We start from the raw sequence: 21,831 nt of genomic DNA, 5'->3' as shown, positions 1-21,831 counted from the left end.
CTGATGACTTAACTAATTTTTTTGAAAATAATGCAAGCATTATGACCACCAAAACCAAAAGTATTGCTTAAAGCAACGTTCACTTCTCGTTTTTGCGCTTTGTTCAGCGTTAGATTCAGTGTTGGATCTATATTCTCATCTACCGTGGTATGATTTATTGTTGGCGGCACCAAACTATGCTCCATGGCCAATATAGAGGCAATGGCTTCAACTGCACCTGCTGCACCCAATAAATGCCCAGTCATGGATTTTGTAGAATTAATATTTATGTTAGGAGCATGCTTTCCAAAAACCTTTGAGATAGCTTTTAATTCCGCTACATCTCCCAAAGGGGTAGACGTACCATGAGTATTAATAGCATCTACATCCTCCGGCTTCATTCCGGCATCTTTTAGGCAGTTCTCCATTACGCGAACCACTCCGGTTCCCTCAGGATGCGGTGCGGTCATGTGATATGCATCACTAGACAATCCACCACCAGCAACTTCGGCATATATTTTGGCACCCCTTGCTTTGGCATGCTCATATTCTTCCAATATTAAGGCACCAGCTCCTTCACCTAAAACAAAACCGTCCCTTGTAGCATCAAATGGTCTAGAAGCTGTTTCTGGCTCATCGTTTCTAGTCGAAAGTGCGTGCATAGCTCCAAAACCACCCATTCCTGCAATGGTCACAGCAGCTTCACTACCCCCCGTCACCACTACATCACAATAACCTAAACGAATGGTGTTTAAAGCATCTATAATAGCGTTGGCAGCAGAGGCACATGCAGAGACCGTAGTATAGTTAGGCCCCATAAATCCATATTTAATGGAAATATTTCCTGGTGCAATATCTGCAATCATTTTTGGAATAAAGAAAGGATTGAACCTTGGTGTTCCATCACCTGCAGCGAAATTTAAAACTTCATTTTGAAAAGTTTCTAAGCCACCAATTCCTGCTCCCCAAATTACTCCAGTTCTAAATTTATCTATTTTATCTAAATCTAGACCGGAATCTTTAATGGCCTCATCAGAGGCTATAAGAGCATATTGCGCAAACCTATCTAGTTTTCGACCTTCTTTTCTATCAAAATAATCTTCAGAATTATAGCCCTTTAACTCACAGGCAAATTTTACTTTAAATTTTTCTGTATCGTAATAGGTAACAGGTGCAGAGCCGCTTTTGCCGCTCTTTAAACCTTCCCAATATTCCTCAATATTATTGCCTATGGGCGTTAAAGCACCAAGACCAGTAACCACAACTCGCTTTAATTGCATTGAAACAAATTTTTGTTTAACCTAATAAGTAATGCGTAAATTAAAAAAAATTATCCATGCAGCGTCGTTACCACATGGATAATTTTGAAACTTGTTCAAGAAATCATAAAATTACTTGGCTTCTTCTATATAACTTATAGCTTGACCAACTGTAGCAATGTTTTCCGCTTGATCGTCTGGAATCTGGATGTCAAATTCCTTTTCGAATTCCATTATCAACTCAACAGTATCCAATGAATCCGCGCCTAAGTCGTTGGTAAAGCTAGCTTCGGTTACCACTTCGTTCTCGTCAACACCTAACTTATCTACGATGATAGCTTTTACTCTTGATGCAATGTCTGACATAATAATATCGTTTTTAAAAATTTAAATTGATTGGCAAAAATAAAAAACTTTAGATTAATAACACCATTTGTGGTTAAAATGTGACCTAAATTAATAAATTTAAATACAAGAGTGCTATTTTAGCCTAAAATTATTTCCTATTACAACCCCAAAACATCCCATGAAAAGAATTGTACTATTCGCATCCGGTTCTGGTTCCAATGTTGAAAATATAATCAATTATTTTCAAGATAGCACCGAAGTTAGCGTTAAATGCGTACTTTCAAACAATAAGGACGCCAACGTCTTTGAACGGTGCAACAGACTAAACGTTAACGCATTGTACTTTAACAAGTATTCCTTTTACCAATCAGACTGTGTATTGGAAATTCTTAAATCCTTTAAACCCGATTTAATTGTACTTGCCGGGTTTTTATGGAAAATTCCAGGAAATCTTATTCAACATTTCCCAAATAAAATTATAAACATTCACCCCGCCCTACTCCCAAAATATGGAGGAAAAGGAATGTATGGAATGCATGTGCATAATTCCGTAAAAGAAAATAATGAATCCGAAACAGGCATTACAATTCATTTTGTTAATGAAAATTATGATGAAGGCGCTATTATTAAGCAAGTGAAAGTAACTATAGAAGTTGCAGACACCCCACAATCTATAGCTGAAAAAGTACACCAATTGGAATATGAACATTTCCCAAAGGTGATTCATAAAGTAGTAATGGGACAATAATGGCCAAAAACGAAAAATTCTATACCGTTTGGAAAGGCCATAAGCCGGGAATTTATCAAAGCTGGAAAGAATGCAAGGCAGCCATTGCCAATTACAAAGGTGCACAATACAAATCGTTCCCTACTTTTGAAGAGGCCAAAAAAGCTTTCAACGGGAATTATGAGGATCATAAAGGCAAAAAAACCAAAACCACATCATTATCTAAGGAACAACTATTGAAGATAGGAAGCCCTAATTACAATTCCATATCTGTAGACGCCGCATCTAGCGGTAACCCAGGCATTATGGAATATCGAGGGGTAGACACCAAGACCAAAAAAGAACTCTTTAAACAAGGCCCCTTTAAACAGGGCACAAACAATATTGGGGAATTTCTAGCACTGGTACACGGATTGGCATTTTTAAAACAACATAATAGCAACAGAATAATCTACACAGATTCCAAAACGGCAATGAGCTGGGTACGCAAGAAAAAATGCAATTCAAAACTAAAGGAGTCCATTAAAAATAAAGACGTATTTGACCTCATTAAACGTGCAGAAAATTGGCTGAAAACCAATTCTTACAATACAGTTATTGTAAAATGGGAAACCAAGGCCTGGGGCGAAATTCCAGCAGATTTCGGCCGGAAATAAATTAACAGTAATTTTTGAAATTTGAATTCTATAGCCATGGGATTAGCATTTCAATACCCTATCTTTGCACAAATTTTAAGACTTAATGGGTAAACTTTTAATTGTAGGCACTGTAGCCTTTGATGCTATTGAAACCCCTTTTGGGAAAACAGACAAAATTCTCGGCGGAGCAGCAACCTTCATAGGCCTAGCAGCGTCCCAGTTTAATTTAGAATCGGCCATAGTTTCCGTAGTTGGTGAAGATTTTCCTCAAGAATATCTAGATTTGCTTACCAGAAAGAACATAGACCTCACTGGCTTACAAGTGATAAAAGGTGGCAAAACTTTTTTTTGGAGCGGCAAATATCACAATGATTTAAATTCCAGGGATACTTTATCTACTGAATTAAACGTACTCGCAGATTTTGAACCCATAGTTCCCGAAAATTTTAAGGACGCCGATGTAGTAATGTTGGGAAATTTGCATCCTAGCACTCAAATGAGTGTAATTAATCAAATGCAAGAACGACCAAAGCTGATAGTATTGGATACTATGAACTTTTGGATGGACAATGCATTAGAAGAATTAATGGAAGTAATAAAGCATATAGATGTTATTACCATAAACGATGAAGAGGCGAGACAGCTTACCAATGAATACTCATTGGTAAAAGCCGCTGAAAAAATTCAGCAAATGGGCCCCAAATTCGTTGTGATAAAAAAAGGGGAACACGGCGCCTTGCTGTTCCACAAATCCAAAGTGTTCTTTGCTCCTGCACTTCCTTTAAAAGAGGTATTTGATCCTACTGGGGCAGGAGATACTTTTGCTGGTGGATTTACAGGCTATTTAACAGAATCCAAGAATGCTAGTTTTAGCAATCTTAAACGTGCGGTAATTCACGGTTCTAACCTTGCCTCGTTTTGCGTAGAAAAATTTGGAACTGAACGAATGACGGATTTAAACAAAAAAGAAGTAAACAATAGGTTGATCCAATTTAGGGAATTAACCCAATTTGATATTGAATTACAATAATTATATGCCTTGAACTTTCAAGGCATTTTTAATTCTAGATAAAGATGAGCGACGCCATTAAACACGAATGTGGAGTTTCCCTAATAAGGTTGCTAAAGCCATTAGAGTATTATAAAGAAAAGTACGGCACCGCATTTTACGGGGTGAACAAAATGTACTTGATGATGGAAAAACAGCATAACCGCGGTCAGGACGGGGCTGGTTTTGCCAGTATAAAGCTAGATATGGAAGTTGGCGAAAGATATATGAGCCGAGTTAGATCCATAGATAAGCAACCTATTCAGGATATTTTTTCCCAGATCAACGAACGCATAAACACTAGCTTTAAAGAGCATCCAGAATATGTGGATGATGTAGCCAAACAAAAAAGACATATTCCTTATATAGGGGAAGTGCTTTTAGGCCATGTACGCTATGGAACCTTCGGAAAAAATAGTATAGAAAACGTACATCCTTTTTTAAGACAAAACAACTGGATGCACCGCAATCTTATTGTTGCAGGAAACTTTAACATGACCAATGTTAATGAGCTTTTTGACAACTTGATCCAAATTGGCCAACATCCTAAAGAAAAGGCCGACACCGTAACCGTTATGGAAAAAATAGGTCACTTTTTGGATGATGCGGTAGCAAAGCTATATAAAGAGGTAAAAAAAGAAGGATATAATAAAAGGGAAGCTTCTCCACTTATAGCCGAAAGATTAAATGTTGCAAAAATCCTAAAAAGAGCTGGCAAAAATTTTGACGGCGGATTTACCATGGCCGGATTATTAGGCCACGGAGATTCTTTTGTGCTTAGAGACCCTGCAGGGATAAGACCCGCCTATTATTATATGGACGACGAAATTGCGGTTGTAGCTTCAGAGAGACCCGCTATTCAGACCGTTTTTAACGTAAGCTTCGAGGATGTTAAAGAATTAGACCCGGGTCATGCCATTATCATCAAAAAAAATGGCACCGTCAAAATCAAAAAAATTCTAGAACCCACAGAAAGAAAAGCATGTTCTTTTGAGCGTATTTATTTTTCAAGAGGAAGCGATAAGGAAATATACCAAGAAAGGAAAGAGTTGGGAAAACTACTTTTCCCTTTGATCTTAAAATCCATAGAAGAGGATATACGCAACACCGTATTCTCCTATATTCCAAATACTGCCGAAACATCATTCTTTGGGATGGTAATCGCAGCGCAGAATTACATGAACAAAAAGAAGGAAGAGCAGATTCTTTCTATAGGCAGAAGAATAACTGCAGAAGAATTGCATTCTATTTTAGAAGTACGTCCAAGAATAGAAAAGGTAGCCATTAAAGACGCAAAATTAAGAACGTTTATTACTCAGGACAGTAGTAGGGACGACTTAGTTGCTCACGTTTATGACATCTCCTACGGTTCTGTAAAAAAGGGCGACAATCTTGTAATTATTGACGATAGTATTGTGAGGGGAACCACCCTTAAAAAGAGCATCCTCGGTATATTGGACCGTTTATCCCCCAAGAAAATTATAGTAGTTTCCTCTGCACCGCAGATCCGCTACCCCGATTGCTACGGAATAGACATGGCCAAACTAGAAGATTTCATTGCATTTAAAGCTGCTTTAACCTTGCATGAAGAAAGAAACACCATGCATTTGGTAGAAGATATATATCAGAAATGCCTACAACAAGTAAACAATAAGGATACCGAGGTGGTGAACTATGTTAAGGATTTCTATACGCCATTTACAGATGAGGAAATCTCGGATAAAATTGGTAAATTATTGAGTCCTTCCGATATTAATGCCGAAGTACAAATCATCTACCAGACCATTGATAATCTTCATCAAGCGTGTCCAAAAAATTTAGGTGATTGGTATTTTACAGGAGATTACCCCACCCCAGGAGGCAACAGGGTAGTAAATAGGGCATTTATAAACTTTTATGAAGGCAAGAATGAAAGAGCATATTAACATTTACTTATCATAAATTAACAAGAAAGTGCATTTCATCGATAATTAACACTTTTCAACGCAATTATAATTACAATCGTACTGAGCACTACTACTTTAGTATCACCATAGCATAAGTAGGTTTAAGTTCATGGTAAGATTTGGGGCAAAAAAGGCGGGGAAATCCCCGCCTTTTTTATTGTCAATAATCGCGCATCTTTTCTTCCAATTTTCTTCAACGTTTATTTATAACGCTTTAACTATAAAAATGCATTTCAACCTATTAAAGCGACATTCAACCAAAACCTTTTCTCCCTATCAACTATAGCCTTATGTTTGATGTACCATAGCATAAGTAGGTTAAGTTCATGGTAAGATTTGGGGAAAAAGGCAGAGCATCATGCTCTGCCTTTTTATTTTCAACAAGATTTAGGAGCTCATAGGACTTCTTACATCCTACGGTTTTTTCCCTGTAATTTACACCCCATAATCTTTTGTGATTAAAAAGCATATCCATCTTTCCTTATCCTAGTTTGCAAAAACACAATTACAACCTCTTTAATCTTAATTATTGAAAATCAGCATTTTAACAAAAAATAATGCAAGCTGTGCAATAAATCCTCTGTTTTTACAATAGATATACCTGAAAAACTCCCAAAAAAACTTTTTTATATCTCACAATACCAGTATTTTAGTCCCGCCATAGCATAAGTAGGTTAAGTTTATGGTAAGATTTGGGATGAAAAGGGTGGGGTTTCCCCGCCCTTTTCTGTTTTCTACCGTCTATAAAAAAATGTCCCGTCCTAATATAATATTAAGACGGGACATTAAAATTCACCATTCGTTAACAATACGCGTTAACGTTGGACTATAACACTAATTACTTATTTTCTCCGTAAGAGGCAGCAACTTTTTCCCAGTTCACCACATTAAAAAAGGCATTGATATAATCTGGCCTTCTATTTTGGTAATTTAGATAATAAGCATGCTCCCATACGTCCAAGCCTAAGATTGGGAAGCCTCCACAGCCTGTATCTGGCATAAGGGGGTTATCTTGGTTAGGGGTAGAACAAATTTCCAATTTACCACCTTTGTGAACACATAGCCAAGCCCATCCAGAACCAAATCTTGTTCCTGCCGCTTTTGCAAAAGCATCCTTAAAGGACTCAAAAGAGCCAAAACTAGATTTTATGGCATCTGCCAGATCACCGGTTGGCTCGCCACCGCCTTCTGGCGACATGATCTCCCAAAACAAGGAATGGTTATAAAAACCTCCCCCATTATTTCTAACCGCAGCATTGGACATATCCATATTTTTTAACAAGTCTTCAATTGACTTATTAGCCATATCGGTCCCCTCAATAGCATTGTTTAAATTGGTAGTATAACCATTGTGATGCTTTGTGTGATGAATTTCCATCGTTCTAGCATCAATATGTGGTTCCAGCGCGTCGTACGCATAAGGTAATTTTGGTAATTCAAAAGCCATAATATTTATGTTTTTAAGTTAAATAATGTTGTTTCCCAAAATTAACAAATTAAGTCAGATTTTCAGCTAAATATTTGTTAAGAACTATTGAATATTGCTTATTTTGCGACTAAAACGACGTGCAAGAGGCTCCGTACAAAATTTATAATGCATCCGCTGGTTCAGGAAAGACCTATACCCTTGCCAAAGAATACCTAAAAATTATTCTTTCCTCTGATTTTAATAAAAGCTATAGAAATATCCTTGCGATTACATTTACCAATAAGGCCGTAAATGAAATGAAGCAGCGTATCTTGGGCAGCCTTTTTGCATTTGGCAAACTTGGCAATACCTCTGAAGCTCCCCCAATGTTGTTGGATATATCCAAAGAGCTGGGAGTTGAAATCCAAATACTTCAGAATAGAGCCAAGCAGACACTTAAAGAAATTTTGCACAACTATGCCTTCTTTGACGTTTCTACCATCGATAAATTTACCCACCGGCTCATTAGAACCTTTGCAAAGGATTTAAAGTTGCCACAAAATTTTGAAGTAATATTGGATACCGACCTTTTATTGGACGAGGCAATTGCCAAACTACTCAATAAAGCAGGCAGCAACAAAGAGCTAACAAAAGTTCTGATAGATTTTGCATTAGAAAAAATTGACGAAGATAAAAGTTGGGATATCAGTATTGACCTGCTTAATGTAGGAAGATTGCTTTTTAATGAAAATCACCATCCCCATCTTAAAAAACTGGAAGGGAAAAATATAGAAGATTTTCTTATTCTTAAATCGACCTTAATACAAAACATAAAAATATTAGAGGTAGAAATTAAGGAAGATGCCCAAAGCATCTTAAGCATAATGGATGAAAATGGCTTGGAATTCAATAATTTTAAGTCGAGCTACTTTCCAAAATTCATTCAAAAAATTGCCGATGGAGATTTAAAGATGGACTTTAAAGCTGGATGGAAACAAAATTTTGATTCGGATTCCTTATATACCAAGAGTTGCCCACAGGGCATCAAAGATATTTTAGACGGCCTCCACCCTCAGTTCAGTATATTTTTTCAACGTATTAAGCAAAACAACACTTCCGTTTCTCTAATGCGGAACGCCTATAACAATTTAGTTCCGTTAACTGTTTTAAACGCAATACAACAAGAGATTAAGGCTTTAGAACTGGAACGGGATCTCCTACCAATCTCTTCCTTCAACAGCCTTATCTCCAATGAGATAAAAGACCAGCCGGCACCCTTTATATATGAACGAATAGGTGAGAAATACCGACATTATTTTATCGATGAATTTCAGGACACTTCCCAAATGCAATGGAACAACCTTACTCCACTGATAAGCAATGCTTTGGAAAGCGAGGATGATCTAGGGAAAGTTGGCTCCCTAATGCTTGTAGGTGATGCCAAACAAGCCATATATCGCTGGCGAGGTGGTAGAGCAGAGCAATTTCTAAATCTGATCAACACAAAGGAAAATCCGTTTGTATTTCCACCCAAAACAACTAACCTTCCTGCCAATTATAGAAGTCATGAAGAGATCATAAAATTTAATAATGATTTTTTCACTCTTACTAGTCCCTTTTTAGAAAGTAGCACCTATAATAGATTGTTTATAGATGGCAACCAACAAGCGTACAACTGTAAAAAGGGAGGAATGGTTCAACTGTCATTTATAGATCCAGAGGTAGAGGTAGATGAGGGAGAGTTATATTGTAGAGCAGTATTAACTACTTTGGAACAAGTTTTGGAAAAGAAATATTCCCTTAAGGACATCTGTATCCTTACCAGGAAGAAAAAGGAAGGGATCCTATTAGCAGACTTTCTAATGCAACGTAATATTCCTATAATTTCATCAGAAACCCTATTACTGAACAGCAATCCCAAAGTTCGTTTTTTAATTAACCTTCTTCGTTATAGCCTTCAACCAACGGATTTAGAAATTAGCTTTGACATCATCTCATTTCTATATAAGGGCGAAAATAATCTACATAAATATATTCACACTCATCTAGAAGAGGTCACCATCTTATTAAGGGACCACTATGGATTTAATATTGAAACATTAAAGCAATCCTCAGTTTACGATGGATTGGAACTGGCCATTAAGAAATTTGATCTAGCGGAAAGTTCAGATGCTTATATTACCTATCTATTAGATGTTGTACAAGAGGTAGAACAAAAGGATGGCGCTAATAGCCAAGTATTTTTAGCGCATTGGGAAAAGAAAAAAAAGTCCCTGAGCATCACCGCTCCCGAGAACGTGAATGCTGTGCAGATTATGACCGTCCATAAGTCCAAAGGCCTAGAATTCCCCATTGTAATATTTCCCTTTGCCAATTCCAATATATACGAAGAAATAAACCCTAAACTATGGATCCCAGTTCCGGCCGAATCTTTTAATGGCTTCCATGAACTGCTCATCAATAAAAATCAGGAAGTACCTACCTATGGCGCAACGTCGGAGACCATATATAATGAGGAGCAGCACAAACTGGAGCTAGATGCCTTTAATCTCTTGTATGTAGCTTTAACTAGGGCCGAGAAAGGTTTGTATATTATTTCCAAGCAAGACCTTACGCAAAAAGGGGAACATAAAACAAAATATTATTCCGGTTTATTTATCCATTATCTTATAGAAAAGGGATTATGGCAAGAAAGCCAACTGCTATACCAATTTGGAGAGTTAGACCTTGCAAGCAGTATTTTAAACCCTAAGGATACACAAGAAAACATTCCTTACCTTTATAGTTATAAGGACCGCCCAGAATTCCGCATCCTAACGAAATCTGGAGCGTTATGGGACACTGAAAGGGAAACCGCCATAAACAAGGGGAATCTGGTCCATTTAATAATGGGCCTAATAAAAACAAAGGCAGATATTGATAGTGCTGTAAAAGGCGCCATTAAGAGTGGGGACCTTTCACAAGATGACCACCAGGAAATAATGGAAAAGGTCTCCTCCATTGTTGAGCATCCCCAGTTATCCAGATATTATAACAACGATCTAGTTATAATGAATGAACAGGACATTCTTACCATGGATGGCAAAATTTTAAAACCGGATAGAATTGTACTGAACAACGATAAAGCCACAATAATCGATTATAAAACTGGAAATAAAAACAGCAGTTATCACCAGCAACTTTATGCATATGCAGATGCTTTGGAAGGGATGGGATATAAAATTGAGGACAAAATCATTGTATATATCAACAAGGATATTATATTGGACTTTATTATTTAACAAGAATCATGTACGGAAAAATTAAATCACATTTACAGGAAGAAATAGTGGCCATTAAGGAGGCTGGACTATACAAAGAAGAAAGAATAATTACCACACCGCAAGGGGCAGTCATAAAAATAGATACAGGGCAAGAGGTAATCAATTTCTGCGCTAACAACTATTTAGGACTATCTTCCCACCCAGAGGTAATACAAGCGGCAAAGGATACCTTGGACTCCCATGGTTTTGGTATGTCGTCCGTGCGCTTTATCTGCGGAACCCAAGACATCCACAAACAATTGGAAAAAAAGATAGCAGAATTCTACGGTACAGAGGACACTATATTATATGCTGCTGCCTTTGATGCCAATGGTGGGGTTTTTGAACCTTTATTAGGTCCTGAGGATGCCATTATATCGGACTCACTAAACCACGCTTCCATTATAGATGGGGTGCGACTGTGCAAAGCAAAACGATACCGGTATGCCAATAATGATATGGCAGATCTAGAAGCTCAATTAAAACAGGCCAATGCAGATGAGGCCAGGTTCAAAATAATTGTAACCGATGGCGTATTCTCAATGGATGGACTAGTAGCACCCTTGGACGAAATTTGTGCGTTAGCAGACAAATATGATGCCATGGTGATGATAGATGAGTGTCACGCGACTGGTTTTATTGGAGAAACAGGGAAAGGCACCTTAGAGGAAAAGAATGTAATGGACAAAGTAGATATCATTACGGGAACCTTAGGAAAAGCAATGGGAGGCGCTATGGGCGGATATACCACAGGTAAAAAAGAGATCATTGAGATATTAAGACAACGCTCTAGACCTTATTTATTCTCCAACTCCCTAGCTCCAGCAATTGTAGGTGCATCTCTAAAGGTTTTTGAAATATTAGAAAGAGACAATAGCCTAAAAGAAAAACTAGACGAAAACACCAAGTATTTTAAAGAGGGCATCAAAAACGCCGGCTTTGATATCATTGATGGAGATTCTGCCATTGTTCCAGTAATGCTCTACGATGCCAAATTATCCCAAAAAATGGCAGAAATGTTACTGGAAAAAGGAATTTATGTAATTGGCTTCTTTTTCCCAGTTGTTCCCAAAGGAAAAGCAAGGATTAGAGTGCAACTATCTGCTGCACATGAGAGAGCCCATTTAGATCACGCAATTAAAGCGTTTACAGAAGTTGGAAAAACCTTAAATATAATTTAAATGAGGCTTTCAACATGCTGTTTGTGTTAAAAAAACTAATTAAATGATTTTGTTAATAGTTATTAACAACTTACATTTGCAGCTAATAAACACTTAAACTTAAAAAATTAAAAATGAAACATCTTAGCAAATTATTGGTTGTTGCCTTACTCTTCGTAGGTTTCAACAACGTACAAGCGCAAGACGAAAATAATCCTTGGCAAGTAAGTTTCGGAGCTAACGCAATTGACGTTTTCCCAACCGGAGATGTTAGCAGCTTCGGTAAGGAGTTTTTCAATGTGTCCGAGCACTGGAATATGTTACCTTCTATATCGTATGTTGGAGTATCCAAATACGTTGGTAGTGGTTTTTCTATTGGAGCAAGAGGTTCATTAAACCGCATTGATAAATGGGGTGATATGAAGGTAGACGACCTTTCTCATTACGCTGTAGATGGTACTATTAAATATGCATTTTTAAACAACACTGTAATTGATCCTTTCGTTGAAATCGGTGGTGGTTATACTTGGATGGATGAAATAGGTGCTGGTACTGTTAATGGTGGTGTTGGACTTAATATCTGGTTCACAGATAACATAGGCCTAACCCTACAGACTGCTTATAAGCATGTTTTTGAAGATTATGCTACGCCAAGCAGCCCTGCAGCAATTACCCATTTTCAGCATTTAGCTGGTCTTGCCATTAAATTTGGTGGTGTTGACACAGACGGTGATGGTGTTTATGATAAAGACGACGCTTGTCCAGAAGTTCCTGGTTTAGCTGAATTTAATGGTTGTCCTGATTCTGACGGAGACGGTATTCCTGATAAGGATGATGAGTGTCCTAACGAAGCGGGTTCAAAAGAAATGAACGGTTGTCCTGATTCTGACGGTGATGGTATTGCTGACAAAGATGACGCTTGTCCTAACGAAGCTGGATCTGCTGCTTTAAATGGTTGTCCTGATGCTGATGGTGACGGTGTTGCCGATAAGGATGATGAGTGTCCTAACGAAGCTGGTCCTGCTGAAAACAAAGGATGTCCATGGCCTGATACTGACGGAGATGGTGTGTTGGATAAAGACGATAAGTGTCCAGAAGTAGCCGGGACTGTAGCTAACCAAGGTTGTCCTGAAGTTACTGAAGAAGTTCAAAAGCAATTGAATGAATTTGCTAAAACTATCTTATTTGATACGGGTAAATCCTCTATAAAAGCTTCTTCTACATCTGTAATGGTAGACATTATTACTATACTGAATGAGTACCCAACTGCTAAGTTTACTGTAGAAGGACATACCGACAGTGTAGGTAGCAATTCTTTGAACCAAAAACTTTCTGAGTCTAGAGCACTTTCTGTTAAGCAGTTCTTAGTAGACAAAGGAATTGAAGAATTCAGGTTATCTGCAGTTGGTTTCGGTGAGGATAAGCCAATCGCTACTAACAATACAGCTAAAGGAAGAGAACAAAACAGAAGAGTTGAAATTAACTTGGTAAAGTAATTACCAGTTATTTCTAAAACTATATTTAAAAGCTCCGCGATCGCGGAGCTTTTTTTTGCTTAAACTTGAATTTAAAAGTGATTATAAACTGGATTACGAAACCCATTTTGACAAAACTTTAAACCAACTTCTACTTATTTAAATCCAATCTATACCCTATATTTAGCCTATAGATCAATTACCAAAAAATATATTTGTGAAAAGTTTTCTTCAACAGTTGGTACACCACCTTTTAACCACCTACCCTTCCCTAGATAATGTTGTATTGATACTTCCAAGCAAAAGAGCAGGAACGGTCTTAAGAACTACTTTGGCAAAAACAGCTAACAAAACTTGTTTTGCTCCGAAAATTTATAGCATTGAAAACTTTGTAGAGCATATTTCCGAATTGGAAACAGCCAATAGTACCGAACAATTATTTACCTTGTACAAAGCCTACTTAACCCTTGAAGCGGAGGAAAAGGATAACTTTTCCTCTTTTACAAAATGGGGACAGATCCTACTCCAGGATTTTAATGAGATAGATCGATACTTAATAGATACAAAAGATATTTTTTCCTATTTAGCAGATATACAGGAAATAAACCATTGGTCTTTACAAAAGGACAAAAGCGAAATCATAAGCAACTATATCGAGTTCTGGAACCAGTTACATCCACTCTATACCGCTTTTAACCAACTACTAAAAGAAAAGAACTTAGGCCATCAGGGACTAATTTACCGCACCGCCTGTGAGCAACTGCCCCAATACATAAGTAGCAATAGCAACAAAAACCATATTTTTGTCGGTTTTAATGCCCTTAATACCGCCGAATCCTTCATTATTCAGGAAATACTATCTAAAGGTAATGCGGAGATTTTCTGGGACAGCGACCCTTATTTTCTAAATGATCCAGTACATGATGCAGGCTACTTTATAAGACAACACCAAAAGACTTGGACTTGGTTGCAGAACAAACCTTTAAAGGGTGTTACCAACTATTACTCGGAAAATAAAAATATTAACATCATAGGTGTGCCTAAAAATGTTTCCCAAATGAAATATGTAGGCAACCTCCTATTAGAAATACATCAGGAAAATCCAGAAATCCTTAAGAACGCAGCCGTAGTACTTGGTGACGAAAACCTATTAAATCCACTTTTGAACTCAATTCCCCAAGAAATAGATACGGTAAATATTACCATGGGCTACCCATTAACCAGTACGCCGCTTGCAAGCTTATTTTCCCAATTCCTAGATCTATACCTAAAAAGAGATGGAGAAGGGTGGTATTATCAACAAATTCTCGATTTTCTGTCGCACCCCTATATCCAAATACTATTTACCGAGGAAAGAAGAAATAATGCCAGCCTCTTGGTAGACACCATTAAAAAAAACAACTGGGCCTTTGTAAATTCGAATAACCTAAAATCCGCTGCTCCGGATATTCTTGAACTTATAGATTTATTCTTCTATCAAGGGCCGTTAAACGGGGCTAAATTCCTAGTCCACTGTCAAGAAATAATACTTAAATTAAAAGACAAATTTTCAAGTTCTAAAGATCACTTGGGATTAGAATACCTTTATAAGTTTTATTCGCTTTTCAACCAGCTCCAGGAAATGGTAATAAAATATGCGTTTATAAACGATTTAAGATCCATGGAGAGCTTATATACCGAGTTACTAAGAACGGAAACTCTAGACTTCCAAGGAGAGCCTCTAGAAGGATTGCAGATAATGGGGATGTTAGAAAGTAGGGCGCTAGACTTTGAGACCATAATATTGACCTCCGTTAACGAAGATATACTTCCTTCGGGAAAATCTAATAATTCCTTTATTCCATTTGATTTAAAAAAGTATTACCAACTACCTACCTACAAGGAAAAGGATGCGGTCTATACTTACCATTTTTATCGACTGCTACAGCGAGCGAAAAATATATATCTTGTATATAATACAGAGCCTGATGTATTGGAAGGCGGTGAAAAGAGTAGGCTCCTCATACAGCTACTTACAGACGAGAACAAAATTCCGCAAATAAACGAAATTATTGCAGCTCCCGAGATACACACCGCCCCTAAAACCTTGCAATCTATAAATAAGGATTTGGCACTTATGGATTTGATCAAAAAACATGCATCCAATGGCTTTTCCCCTACATCATTAAGCAATTATATACGTAATCCAATCGATTTCTATAAAAGAAACCTTTTGGGAATAAACGATGTGATGGAAGTGGAGGAAACGGTGGCAAGTAACACCTTTGGTACCATTGTGCATGACAGCTTGGAAGATTTATATAAACCTTACATCAATCAATTTTTAGATCCCACCATGATCAAAAGCATGCAAGGGAAGGTAAAAACTACGGTCTTACATCATTTTGCGAAAAGTTTTGCGGAAGGGGATATTTCCAAAGGGAAAAATTTAATCGCCTATCAAGTGGTCTTAAGATATATTTCCAATTTTCTAGCAATAGAGCTGGACACAATAAAAAAGCACAAAATAAGAATTTTGGGGATCGAAGAAAATCTTAGGTTAGAACTTTCTGTACCAGGAACAGAGTTCCCTGTTATTTTAAAAGGAAAGCTAGACCGTATTGATGAGATAGATGGGATTCTTAGAATTATAGATTACAAAACTGGCAGGGTAACCCAGCCTCAAGTAGAGCTAGTGGAATGGGATTCACTTATAGAGGAGTACGAATACAGCAAAGCTTTTCAGCTACTATGTTACGCTTTAATGTATTACGCTAATACTCCAATCCACAGTATAGAAGCAGGTATTATTTCCTTTAAAAATTTAAACTCAGGTGTTTTAAGCTTTGCCACTAAAGAGAAGAAGGGCAGCAGATCCAAGGATAATCAAATTACCCAAGAAACTATGGCCCTTTTTACCACTGCTTTAAATCAGCTTATAGCCGAAATCTGCAATCCAAACATTCCCCTTACTGAAAAGGAAGTTTAGCTTATTTCTTATCAGGTCTCGTTGGCCTTACCTCAATTTTACTAGGTAAGGTTCTCGGATTCATGCGCAAAAGATCCAATACCAAATCCCCTATGTCTTCTGGTTGAATTTTCCATGCATCCTTTTCCGAAGGTTCATTATCATTAAAATGAGTGGCTACGGATCCAGGCATTATGGTAGAAACTTTTATATCATACTCTCTTAAATCCAACATAGCTGCTTGGGTAAATCCTACCACACCAAATTTACTGGCATTATAGCCCGCACCATTGGCAAAAAAGTTAGTGCCTGCAAGACTTGCTAAAGTAATATAGTACCCTTTACTCTTTTTTAGAGACTCTACGGAGGCCTTTAGCGTGTGGAACACCCCAGTTAGGTTAGTATCCATCATCTGGTGCCAATGATCATCAGAGAGTTGATCTACGGGTGCAAAGTGACCTACACCAGCATTGGCGAGCACCACATCTACACTTCCCCATTTAGCAACAATCTGAGAAATAGCGTTATTCTCATCCTCTAGCTTAGTAACATCGGATTCGAGTGCAAGCACATTTTCTTCAGTTCCTAATTTCCTGGCCGCTTTGGTTACCGAATCTAAGTTTCTACCACTAACAGCAACTTTCATTCCTGCTTCCAACAATCTTTGGGCAACTCCGTACCCTATTCCTTTTGATCCGCCTGTTATATAGGCCACTTTTCCTTTTAATTCCATTCTTTTATCTTTTAGCTCAAGATAAAATTATAAGTCATGAAGACGAAAAATAAGTCGTTATAATTTTCTTAAAGAATCGGCTAATGCTACTATTTCTACCCAGATAATTACCCAGGTAAAACCCAAAAGCTATCATCAGACGAATAATACCGATTATAGATCAACACACACGGAGCGGATACGGGCTGGCCCGCTTATACAGTACGGGCAGGCCCCATCGGATAATCTATGCTCACCTAGCGAGTAAAAATATGATGCTGAGTGGCAGTAAAATAATCCCGAAAAATTTGATTGATCTGATTGTTCTCTCGACTTGCACCAACTCCAAGCAATGGATATACTTCAATAATGGATTTTGTGATAGCTTGAACAGAATCTGCTGCTCGGGAGTGGATTTTTACTACGCTGTCCTCCACACAAACTAATTGATTGGCAATTGTAGCTTCTATCTCCCGAGCAAATCCACTTATATATGTATCCGCCTGTTCTATAGTGTCTTCTAACTTATTTAACTGCTCATTTGGCAAGATTGCAGTAGCTTCTTCCAAAAAATGTTGAGCCATTCCAATATAATTTACCCAAAGGGTAAGATCGGCAAAAACAGAAAATGGAATTTTGAATATTGGATAATCCAACAGCACTTGATTATAAAGGAAACTGAATTTTTCATTAACCATTACTTCTTTTACATCAAACGAATGGGTTACGGTAGCCTTTAATCCCATGGTATTCCAATTTTCTATAATTTGGACCTTATTTTTGGGAAGTACAAAAGATCGAATCATAGGGGAACCATCCTCATTAATCAATGCTGTACCATTCTTCATAATTTTGGCATTTAAGGTAAAATGGGAGAGGTAGTCAGCTCCCGTGGCATAATGCCACCTCCCCGAGATGATATAGGAATCTCCTTGTTTTTCCGCCGTACCAAACACACCTCCACTACCTCCAAAGCAAATCTGGGACGCATTTACCCCAAAGATTTCTTGCACCACTGCAGGCTGCAGATTGCCAATAAAAAAATTGGCCCCGCTGCATAACGTAACTGTCCAACCTAGACTCCCATCAATCTTTGCAAGCGATTTTAGCTGACCCAACCCCTCAACCAAGGACATTTGAAGACCACCATGTTTTTGTGGCACCCAAATATTCCAAAAATTTTCTTTTTCAATCCAGTCTAAAACAGCCTTAGGGAAACTGTCTTTATTTAAGCATAGCTCCCTTAGCCTGGTGATATTTTTCTTGTCTTTCATTTCTAACAATTGAACGCCATTTTAAATACCCAGAAGTGCCCACAATAAATAAAAAAATGGTTAAACCTGCGTAGATGTATAAGCCCTTATAAAATAATAGAGGTATGGAAATTATATTACTGATATTAAGATATATCCAATTTTCAAGTTTTCTTTTCGCCATTAGCCACATTCCTGCCCAGGCGAATGCTACTACAATAGCATCCCAAAATGGAACATCGGAATTGGTATGGTATCGCAGCCAATAGGCCATTAAAAGAAAACAGCCAAATACAATACCAAGCGCTTTTAGATGTTCTTGAGTAGTAGAACCGGAAATAGGGGCCTCTTCTTTATGCTTTCCAAATTTCCAATATACCCAGCCGTAAATACTCATTACAAAATAGTACATGCTCAATAGGATATCTGCATATAATTTAGAATGATACAGCACATATATCCCCAGTAAAATAGATACTATACCAAATAGGTAATTATTAACATTATTATTTCTAGCTAGAAGGACCTGAGTAATTCCAAAGGCAGTTCCCAACGCCTCCAATAAGGTAAGATTTGATAAAATGTCCACAATCATTAATCTTGTTTTAAGCAATGAGATGGGACGATGAATCAAGAGAAGTACTATGGACATCCATAAACTAAAATCCCTACGCCGGCATTATCCGGATCAGGTACAGCGTAAAAGCGCTCTTGGGTATCATCTCAGCCTACATAAATTAGCAAGCACCCCATTTTAGCGGCAAAGCTATGATTAATATGGATAAACTAAGCAGAAATTAGAAATTTTTATAATCCCCCACACCTTACACCCTGAATTTTTTTTTAAGATTTACTGATAATAAACAGTGTCAACTACACACTGATCTATAGGCGAGCCCAAACTAGAGAATCTTTATTGGGTAACCTTCACTCTTAGACGATAGTAACTTGAATACCTATATCTTCCAATTTATCCAATACTGTAGTGGACACCCCCTTATCAGTAATGATGTGATCTATCTGATCGAGGTTACCTATTTTAGCAAAACTTTTTTTACCAAATTTTGAAGAATCTGCCAGAACTATAGTCTTCTGAGCAGAGGACAACATCTTCCTATTTAATTGGGCCTCCTCCAAGTTAGTGGTAGTAAGGCCATATTCCAAATCTATTCCGTCTACCCCTAAAAAAAACTTACTACAGGAAACATTTTCCAAGATGTGCAAGGCATAACTACCAACTACGGAGGCAGAACTATGTCTTACATATCCTCCTAATTGCAGTACATCTACATCCTTAAATTTTATGAGTTCCAATACCACGTGAACAGAAGAAGTGATTACCATTAACTTACCAATTGGTTTACAAAATTTAGCTAATGCCTGTACTGTTGTTCCAGATCCGATTAAAATAGAATCGTTTTCAACAATAAGCGCTGCCGCCGCCTGAGCGATACCATTTTTCTCTTCTACAGATATTTTTTCCTTCTCCGTTACATGCCTATCGTTAATATATGGGTCTTCCAATGACGCTCCACCATGGGTGCGAAACAACAATCCCTTCTCTTCTAGAAACTTAAGATCCTTCCTAATGGTTACGGCTGAAACTCCCAATATTTTACAAAGATCCAAGACCTCGACATACTTTTCTTGGGCTAGTTTCTCTAATATAATTTGGTGTCTTTTCATGACTATTGGTTTATCGATGATTACGAATTATTTATTATTAACAACCACTTGCTTTTAACCACTGTTCGCGAGTAAGACTACAGCGATTGCAATAATAGATCTCTACGAAGGTATCAAAATTAGGTTTAAAATGTTTTGGCAACCTAAAAATAAAATAATATGAAACCAAAAATTAGCCAAACCCCCTAATTACATGAGCATTTTTCTCGATAATTCAATTAAAATCGAATAAAAACATCTTCGATAATCTTCTTTTTTAGCTCAACATGTTTTGTTTTAGCATAATTTTAACTAATATTGAAAAGAATTGAAATTTTTCGAAAGTGGATTTATTTAAGAGAGAAGCAATTTTACAGCATTTGGACTCCCCTGATAAATGGGATGTTATCATTATTGGTGGTGGTGCAACCGGCCTTGGTGTTGCAATAGATAGTGTGGTCCGTGGTTATAGGACACTATTGTTAGAACAGGTAGATTATGCCAAAGGAACATCTAGCAGGAGCACCAAATTGGTGCATGGAGGAGTTCGTTATTTAGCGCAGGGCGACTTAGGCCTAGTAAAGGAAGCGTTATATGAAAGAGGTCTACTCTTAAAAAACGCACCCCATCTTGTAAAGAACCAGTCTTTCATCATACCTAATTATAGGTGGTGGGGTGGTATGTTCTATACGGTAGGATTAAAAGTGTACGACGTACTTGCGGGCAAATTGAGCTTGGGCAAATCCGTTCATATAAACCGTAAAGAGACAGCTAGCAGATTAGGCACACTTAACACCCATAAGCTAAAGGGAGGAGTTCTCTATCACGATGGTCAATTTGACGATTCCAGATTAGCTGTAAATATTGCACAAACCTGTATTGAAAAAGGTGCAACCCTTTTAAATCATTTTCAGGTTACCCAACTTACAAAAGATGGCGAAGGAATAGTAAACGGGGTAGTTGCCAAAGATGTGGAGACCAATAAAGAGTATGTATTACCGGCCAAAGTTGTAATTAACGCCACGGGAGTCTTCACAGACCAAATATTGAAGATGGATAATCGCGATGCAAAAAATATGGTCCGCCCTAGCCAAGGAATCCATTTAGTACTGGACAAATCATTTTTACCTGGCGAAGATGCCATTATGATCCCAAAGACAGATGATGGCAGGGTGTTATTTTTGGTCCCTTGGCACAATAGAGTGTTAATAGGCACTACAGACACCATACTGGACGACCATAGCCTAGAACCAGTTGCACTTGAAAAGGAAATTGACTTTATAATAGAAACAGCGAACAGCTATCTAACCAAGAAGGTCACAAGGGCAGATGTACTAAGTATTTTCGCTGGATTAAGACCTTTGGCAGCCCCTAAGGATGAATCAGAGAAAACCAAAGAAATATCTAGAAGCCATAAAATTATAGTGTCAAAATCGCACTTGATTACCATAACAGGCGGAAAATGGACTACCTATAGAAAAATGGCTCAAGACACCATTGATAAGGTTATTAGGATAGGAAAACTTCCAAAGAGAGCATGCGCTACGCAACACCTCCCCATTCACGGTTCAACCCGTGAAATGGAAAGCAATGACCACCTTTACGCTTACGGATCCGATAGAACAGCGATTTTAGAATTAATGGCCAAGTCACCGGAACTAGGAAAGAAACTACATCCTAACCTCGAATTTTTCTGTGCAGAAGTGGTTTGGGCAGTAAGATGTGAAATGGCAAGGACGGTTGAAGATGTTCTTGCAAGACGGGTAAGAGCATTGTTCCTTGACGCCAAAGCATCTGTGGAAATGGCTCCGAAAGTTGCGGAAATCATGGCATTGGAAATGAATAAGGATTTAGACTGGCAAAAAAAACAAGTTACAGCATACAATGCAATCGCCGCTCAATATGTTCTACAGGAAATTCCAACCCCTCCACTTGATAAAAAACAAAAGATCAACCTATAACAA

16 protein-coding genes are annotated in these 21,831 nt (G+C 37.7%); 9 read left to right on the top strand and 7 right to left on the bottom strand.

From position 1 onward, the window contains the following. Nucleotides 1-8 precede the first annotated feature (8 nt). Together fabF and G466_RS0100645 are read right to left on the bottom strand one after the other, a co-directional pair. Complete coding sequence (gene fabF, locus G466_RS0100650; RefSeq protein ID WP_026811889.1) at nucleotides 9-1,259, bottom strand: beta-ketoacyl-ACP synthase II; 1,251 nt, start codon at nucleotides 1,257-1,259, stop codon at nucleotides 9-11. Nucleotides 1,260-1,370: 111 nt separating this feature from the next. Next, nucleotides 1,371-1,604: an acyl carrier protein gene (locus tag G466_RS0100645; RefSeq protein WP_008269813.1), complete on the bottom strand. Its 234-nt coding sequence runs from the start codon at nucleotides 1,602-1,604 to the stop codon at nucleotides 1,371-1,373. 160 nt (nucleotides 1,605-1,764) lie between these two features. On the opposite strand from G466_RS0100645, the gene purN reads away from it, so the two are divergent. The 4 genes from purN to G466_RS0100625 all read left to right on the top strand — a co-directional run bounded on the left by purN (nucleotide 1,765) and on the right by G466_RS0100625 (nucleotide 5,924). Next, on the top strand, nucleotides 1,765-2,334 hold the full coding sequence (gene purN / locus G466_RS0100640; protein ID WP_026811888.1) for a phosphoribosylglycinamide formyltransferase: 570 nt from the start codon (nucleotides 1,765-1,767) through the stop codon (nucleotides 2,332-2,334). After that, nucleotides 2,334-2,969 (top strand): ribonuclease H1 domain-containing protein, encoded by a 636-nt coding sequence (locus tag G466_RS0100635; RefSeq protein WP_026811887.1) that lies wholly within the window; start codon nucleotides 2,334-2,336, stop codon nucleotides 2,967-2,969. Before purN ends, G466_RS0100635 begins: the two co-directional genes overlap by 1 nt. An 85-nt stretch (nucleotides 2,970-3,054) precedes the next feature. Next, nucleotides 3,055-3,981 carry a PfkB family carbohydrate kinase gene (locus G466_RS0100630; protein WP_026811886.1) on the top strand — a complete coding sequence of 309 codons (927 nt, stop codon included), beginning with the start codon at nucleotides 3,055-3,057 and terminating at the stop codon, nucleotides 3,979-3,981. A gap of 44 nt (nucleotides 3,982-4,025) precedes the next feature. Next, nucleotides 4,026-5,924, top strand: coding sequence for an amidophosphoribosyltransferase (locus G466_RS0100625; RefSeq protein ID WP_026811885.1), 1,899 nt, complete (start codon nucleotides 4,026-4,028; stop codon nucleotides 5,922-5,924). A gap of 859 nt (nucleotides 5,925-6,783) precedes the next feature. Here G466_RS0100625 and G466_RS0100610 read toward each other — a convergent pair. After that, nucleotides 6,784-7,392 (bottom strand): superoxide dismutase, encoded by a 609-nt coding sequence (locus tag G466_RS0100610; protein ID WP_026811883.1) that lies wholly within the window; start codon nucleotides 7,390-7,392, stop codon nucleotides 6,784-6,786. Nucleotides 7,393-7,511: 119 nt separating this feature from the next. Between G466_RS0100610 and G466_RS0100605 the strand changes: the two genes are divergently transcribed. The 4 genes from G466_RS0100605 to G466_RS0100590 all read left to right on the top strand — a co-directional run bounded on the left by G466_RS0100605 (nucleotide 7,512) and on the right by G466_RS0100590 (nucleotide 16,258). Beyond that, on the top strand, nucleotides 7,512-10,634 hold the full coding sequence (locus tag G466_RS0100605; protein WP_026811882.1) for a UvrD-helicase domain-containing protein: 3,123 nt from the start codon (nucleotides 7,512-7,514) through the stop codon (nucleotides 10,632-10,634). A gap of 8 nt (nucleotides 10,635-10,642) precedes the next feature. Beyond that, complete coding sequence (gene kbl, locus G466_RS0100600) at nucleotides 10,643-11,836, top strand: glycine C-acetyltransferase (protein WP_026811881.1); 1,194 nt, start codon at nucleotides 10,643-10,645, stop codon at nucleotides 11,834-11,836. Nucleotides 11,837-11,949: 113 nt separating this feature from the next. Beyond that, nucleotides 11,950-13,311: an OmpA family protein gene (locus G466_RS0100595; RefSeq protein WP_026811880.1), complete on the top strand. Its 1,362-nt coding sequence runs from the start codon at nucleotides 11,950-11,952 to the stop codon at nucleotides 13,309-13,311. 196 nt (nucleotides 13,312-13,507) lie between these two features. Next, nucleotides 13,508-16,258 carry a PD-(D/E)XK nuclease family protein gene (locus tag G466_RS0100590; RefSeq protein ID WP_026811879.1) on the top strand — a complete coding sequence of 917 codons (2,751 nt, stop codon included), beginning with the start codon at nucleotides 13,508-13,510 and terminating at the stop codon, nucleotides 16,256-16,258. 1 nt (nucleotide 16,259) lies between these two features. On the opposite strand, the gene G466_RS0100585 is transcribed toward G466_RS0100590, so the two are convergent. The 4 genes from G466_RS0100585 to G466_RS0100570 all read right to left on the bottom strand — a co-directional run bounded on the left by G466_RS0100585 (nucleotide 16,260) and on the right by G466_RS0100570 (nucleotide 19,888). Further along, nucleotides 16,260-16,970 (bottom strand): SDR family oxidoreductase, encoded by a 711-nt coding sequence (locus G466_RS0100585; protein ID WP_026811878.1) that lies wholly within the window; start codon nucleotides 16,968-16,970, stop codon nucleotides 16,260-16,262. Nucleotides 16,971-17,206: 236 nt separating this feature from the next. Beyond that, entirely contained in the window at nucleotides 17,207-18,223 is a 1,017-nt protein-coding gene (locus G466_RS0100580; protein ID WP_026811877.1) for an acyl-CoA dehydrogenase family protein, read from the bottom strand. Continuing rightward, nucleotides 18,174-18,797: a nicotinamide riboside transporter PnuC gene (pnuC, locus tag G466_RS21210; protein ID WP_034234302.1), complete on the bottom strand. Its 624-nt coding sequence runs from the start codon at nucleotides 18,795-18,797 to the stop codon at nucleotides 18,174-18,176. Before pnuC ends, G466_RS0100580 begins: the two co-directional genes overlap by 50 nt. Nucleotides 18,798-19,135: 338 nt before the next feature. After that, nucleotides 19,136-19,888 carry a DeoR/GlpR family DNA-binding transcription regulator gene (locus G466_RS0100570; protein WP_026811876.1) on the bottom strand — a complete coding sequence of 251 codons (753 nt, stop codon included), beginning with the start codon at nucleotides 19,886-19,888 and terminating at the stop codon, nucleotides 19,136-19,138. 323 nt (nucleotides 19,889-20,211) lie between these two features. Between G466_RS0100570 and G466_RS21205 the strand changes: the two genes are divergently transcribed. After that, nucleotides 20,212-21,828 (top strand): glycerol-3-phosphate dehydrogenase/oxidase, encoded by a 1,617-nt coding sequence (locus G466_RS21205; protein WP_051315472.1) that lies wholly within the window; start codon nucleotides 20,212-20,214, stop codon nucleotides 21,826-21,828. Nucleotides 21,829-21,831 lie beyond the last annotated feature (3 nt).

Origin of the sequence: Arenibacter certesii DSM 19833, assembly GCF_000429545.1 — a bacterium.
GTDB classification, from domain to species: Bacteria; Bacteroidota; Bacteroidia; order Flavobacteriales; family Flavobacteriaceae; genus Arenibacter; species Arenibacter certesii.
This window is presented reverse-complemented; position numbering and strand designations above follow the sequence as displayed.

Coding starts and splice junctions, on each gene's coding strand:
- fabF (WP_026811889.1), bottom strand. CDS start 1,259: ATGCAATTAAAGCGAGTTGTGGTTACTGGTCTTGGTGCTTTAACGCCC.
- G466_RS0100645 (WP_008269813.1), bottom strand. CDS start 1,604: ATGTCAGACATTGCATCAAGAGTAAAAGCTATCATCGTAGATAAGTTA.
- purN (WP_026811888.1), top strand. CDS start 1,765: ATGAAAAGAATTGTACTATTCGCATCCGGTTCTGGTTCCAATGTTGAA.
- G466_RS0100635 (WP_026811887.1), top strand. CDS start 2,334: ATGGCCAAAAACGAAAAATTCTATACCGTTTGGAAAGGCCATAAGCCG.
- G466_RS0100630 (WP_026811886.1), top strand. CDS start 3,055: ATGGGTAAACTTTTAATTGTAGGCACTGTAGCCTTTGATGCTATTGAA.
- G466_RS0100625 (WP_026811885.1), top strand. CDS start 4,026: ATGAGCGACGCCATTAAACACGAATGTGGAGTTTCCCTAATAAGGTTG.
- G466_RS0100610 (WP_026811883.1), bottom strand. CDS start 7,392: ATGGCTTTTGAATTACCAAAATTACCTTATGCGTACGACGCGCTGGAA.
- kbl (WP_026811881.1), top strand. CDS start 10,643: ATGTACGGAAAAATTAAATCACATTTACAGGAAGAAATAGTGGCCATT.
- G466_RS0100595 (WP_026811880.1), top strand. CDS start 11,950: ATGAAACATCTTAGCAAATTATTGGTTGTTGCCTTACTCTTCGTAGGT.
- G466_RS0100585 (WP_026811878.1), bottom strand. CDS start 16,970: ATGGAATTAAAAGGAAAAGTGGCCTATATAACAGGCGGATCAAAAGGA.
- G466_RS0100580 (WP_026811877.1), bottom strand. CDS start 18,223: ATGAAAGACAAGAAAAATATCACCAGGCTAAGGGAGCTATGCTTAAAT.
- pnuC (WP_034234302.1), bottom strand. CDS start 18,797: ATGATTGTGGACATTTTATCAAATCTTACCTTATTGGAGGCGTTGGGA.
- G466_RS0100570 (WP_026811876.1), bottom strand. CDS start 19,888: ATGAAAAGACACCAAATTATATTAGAGAAACTAGCCCAAGAAAAGTAT.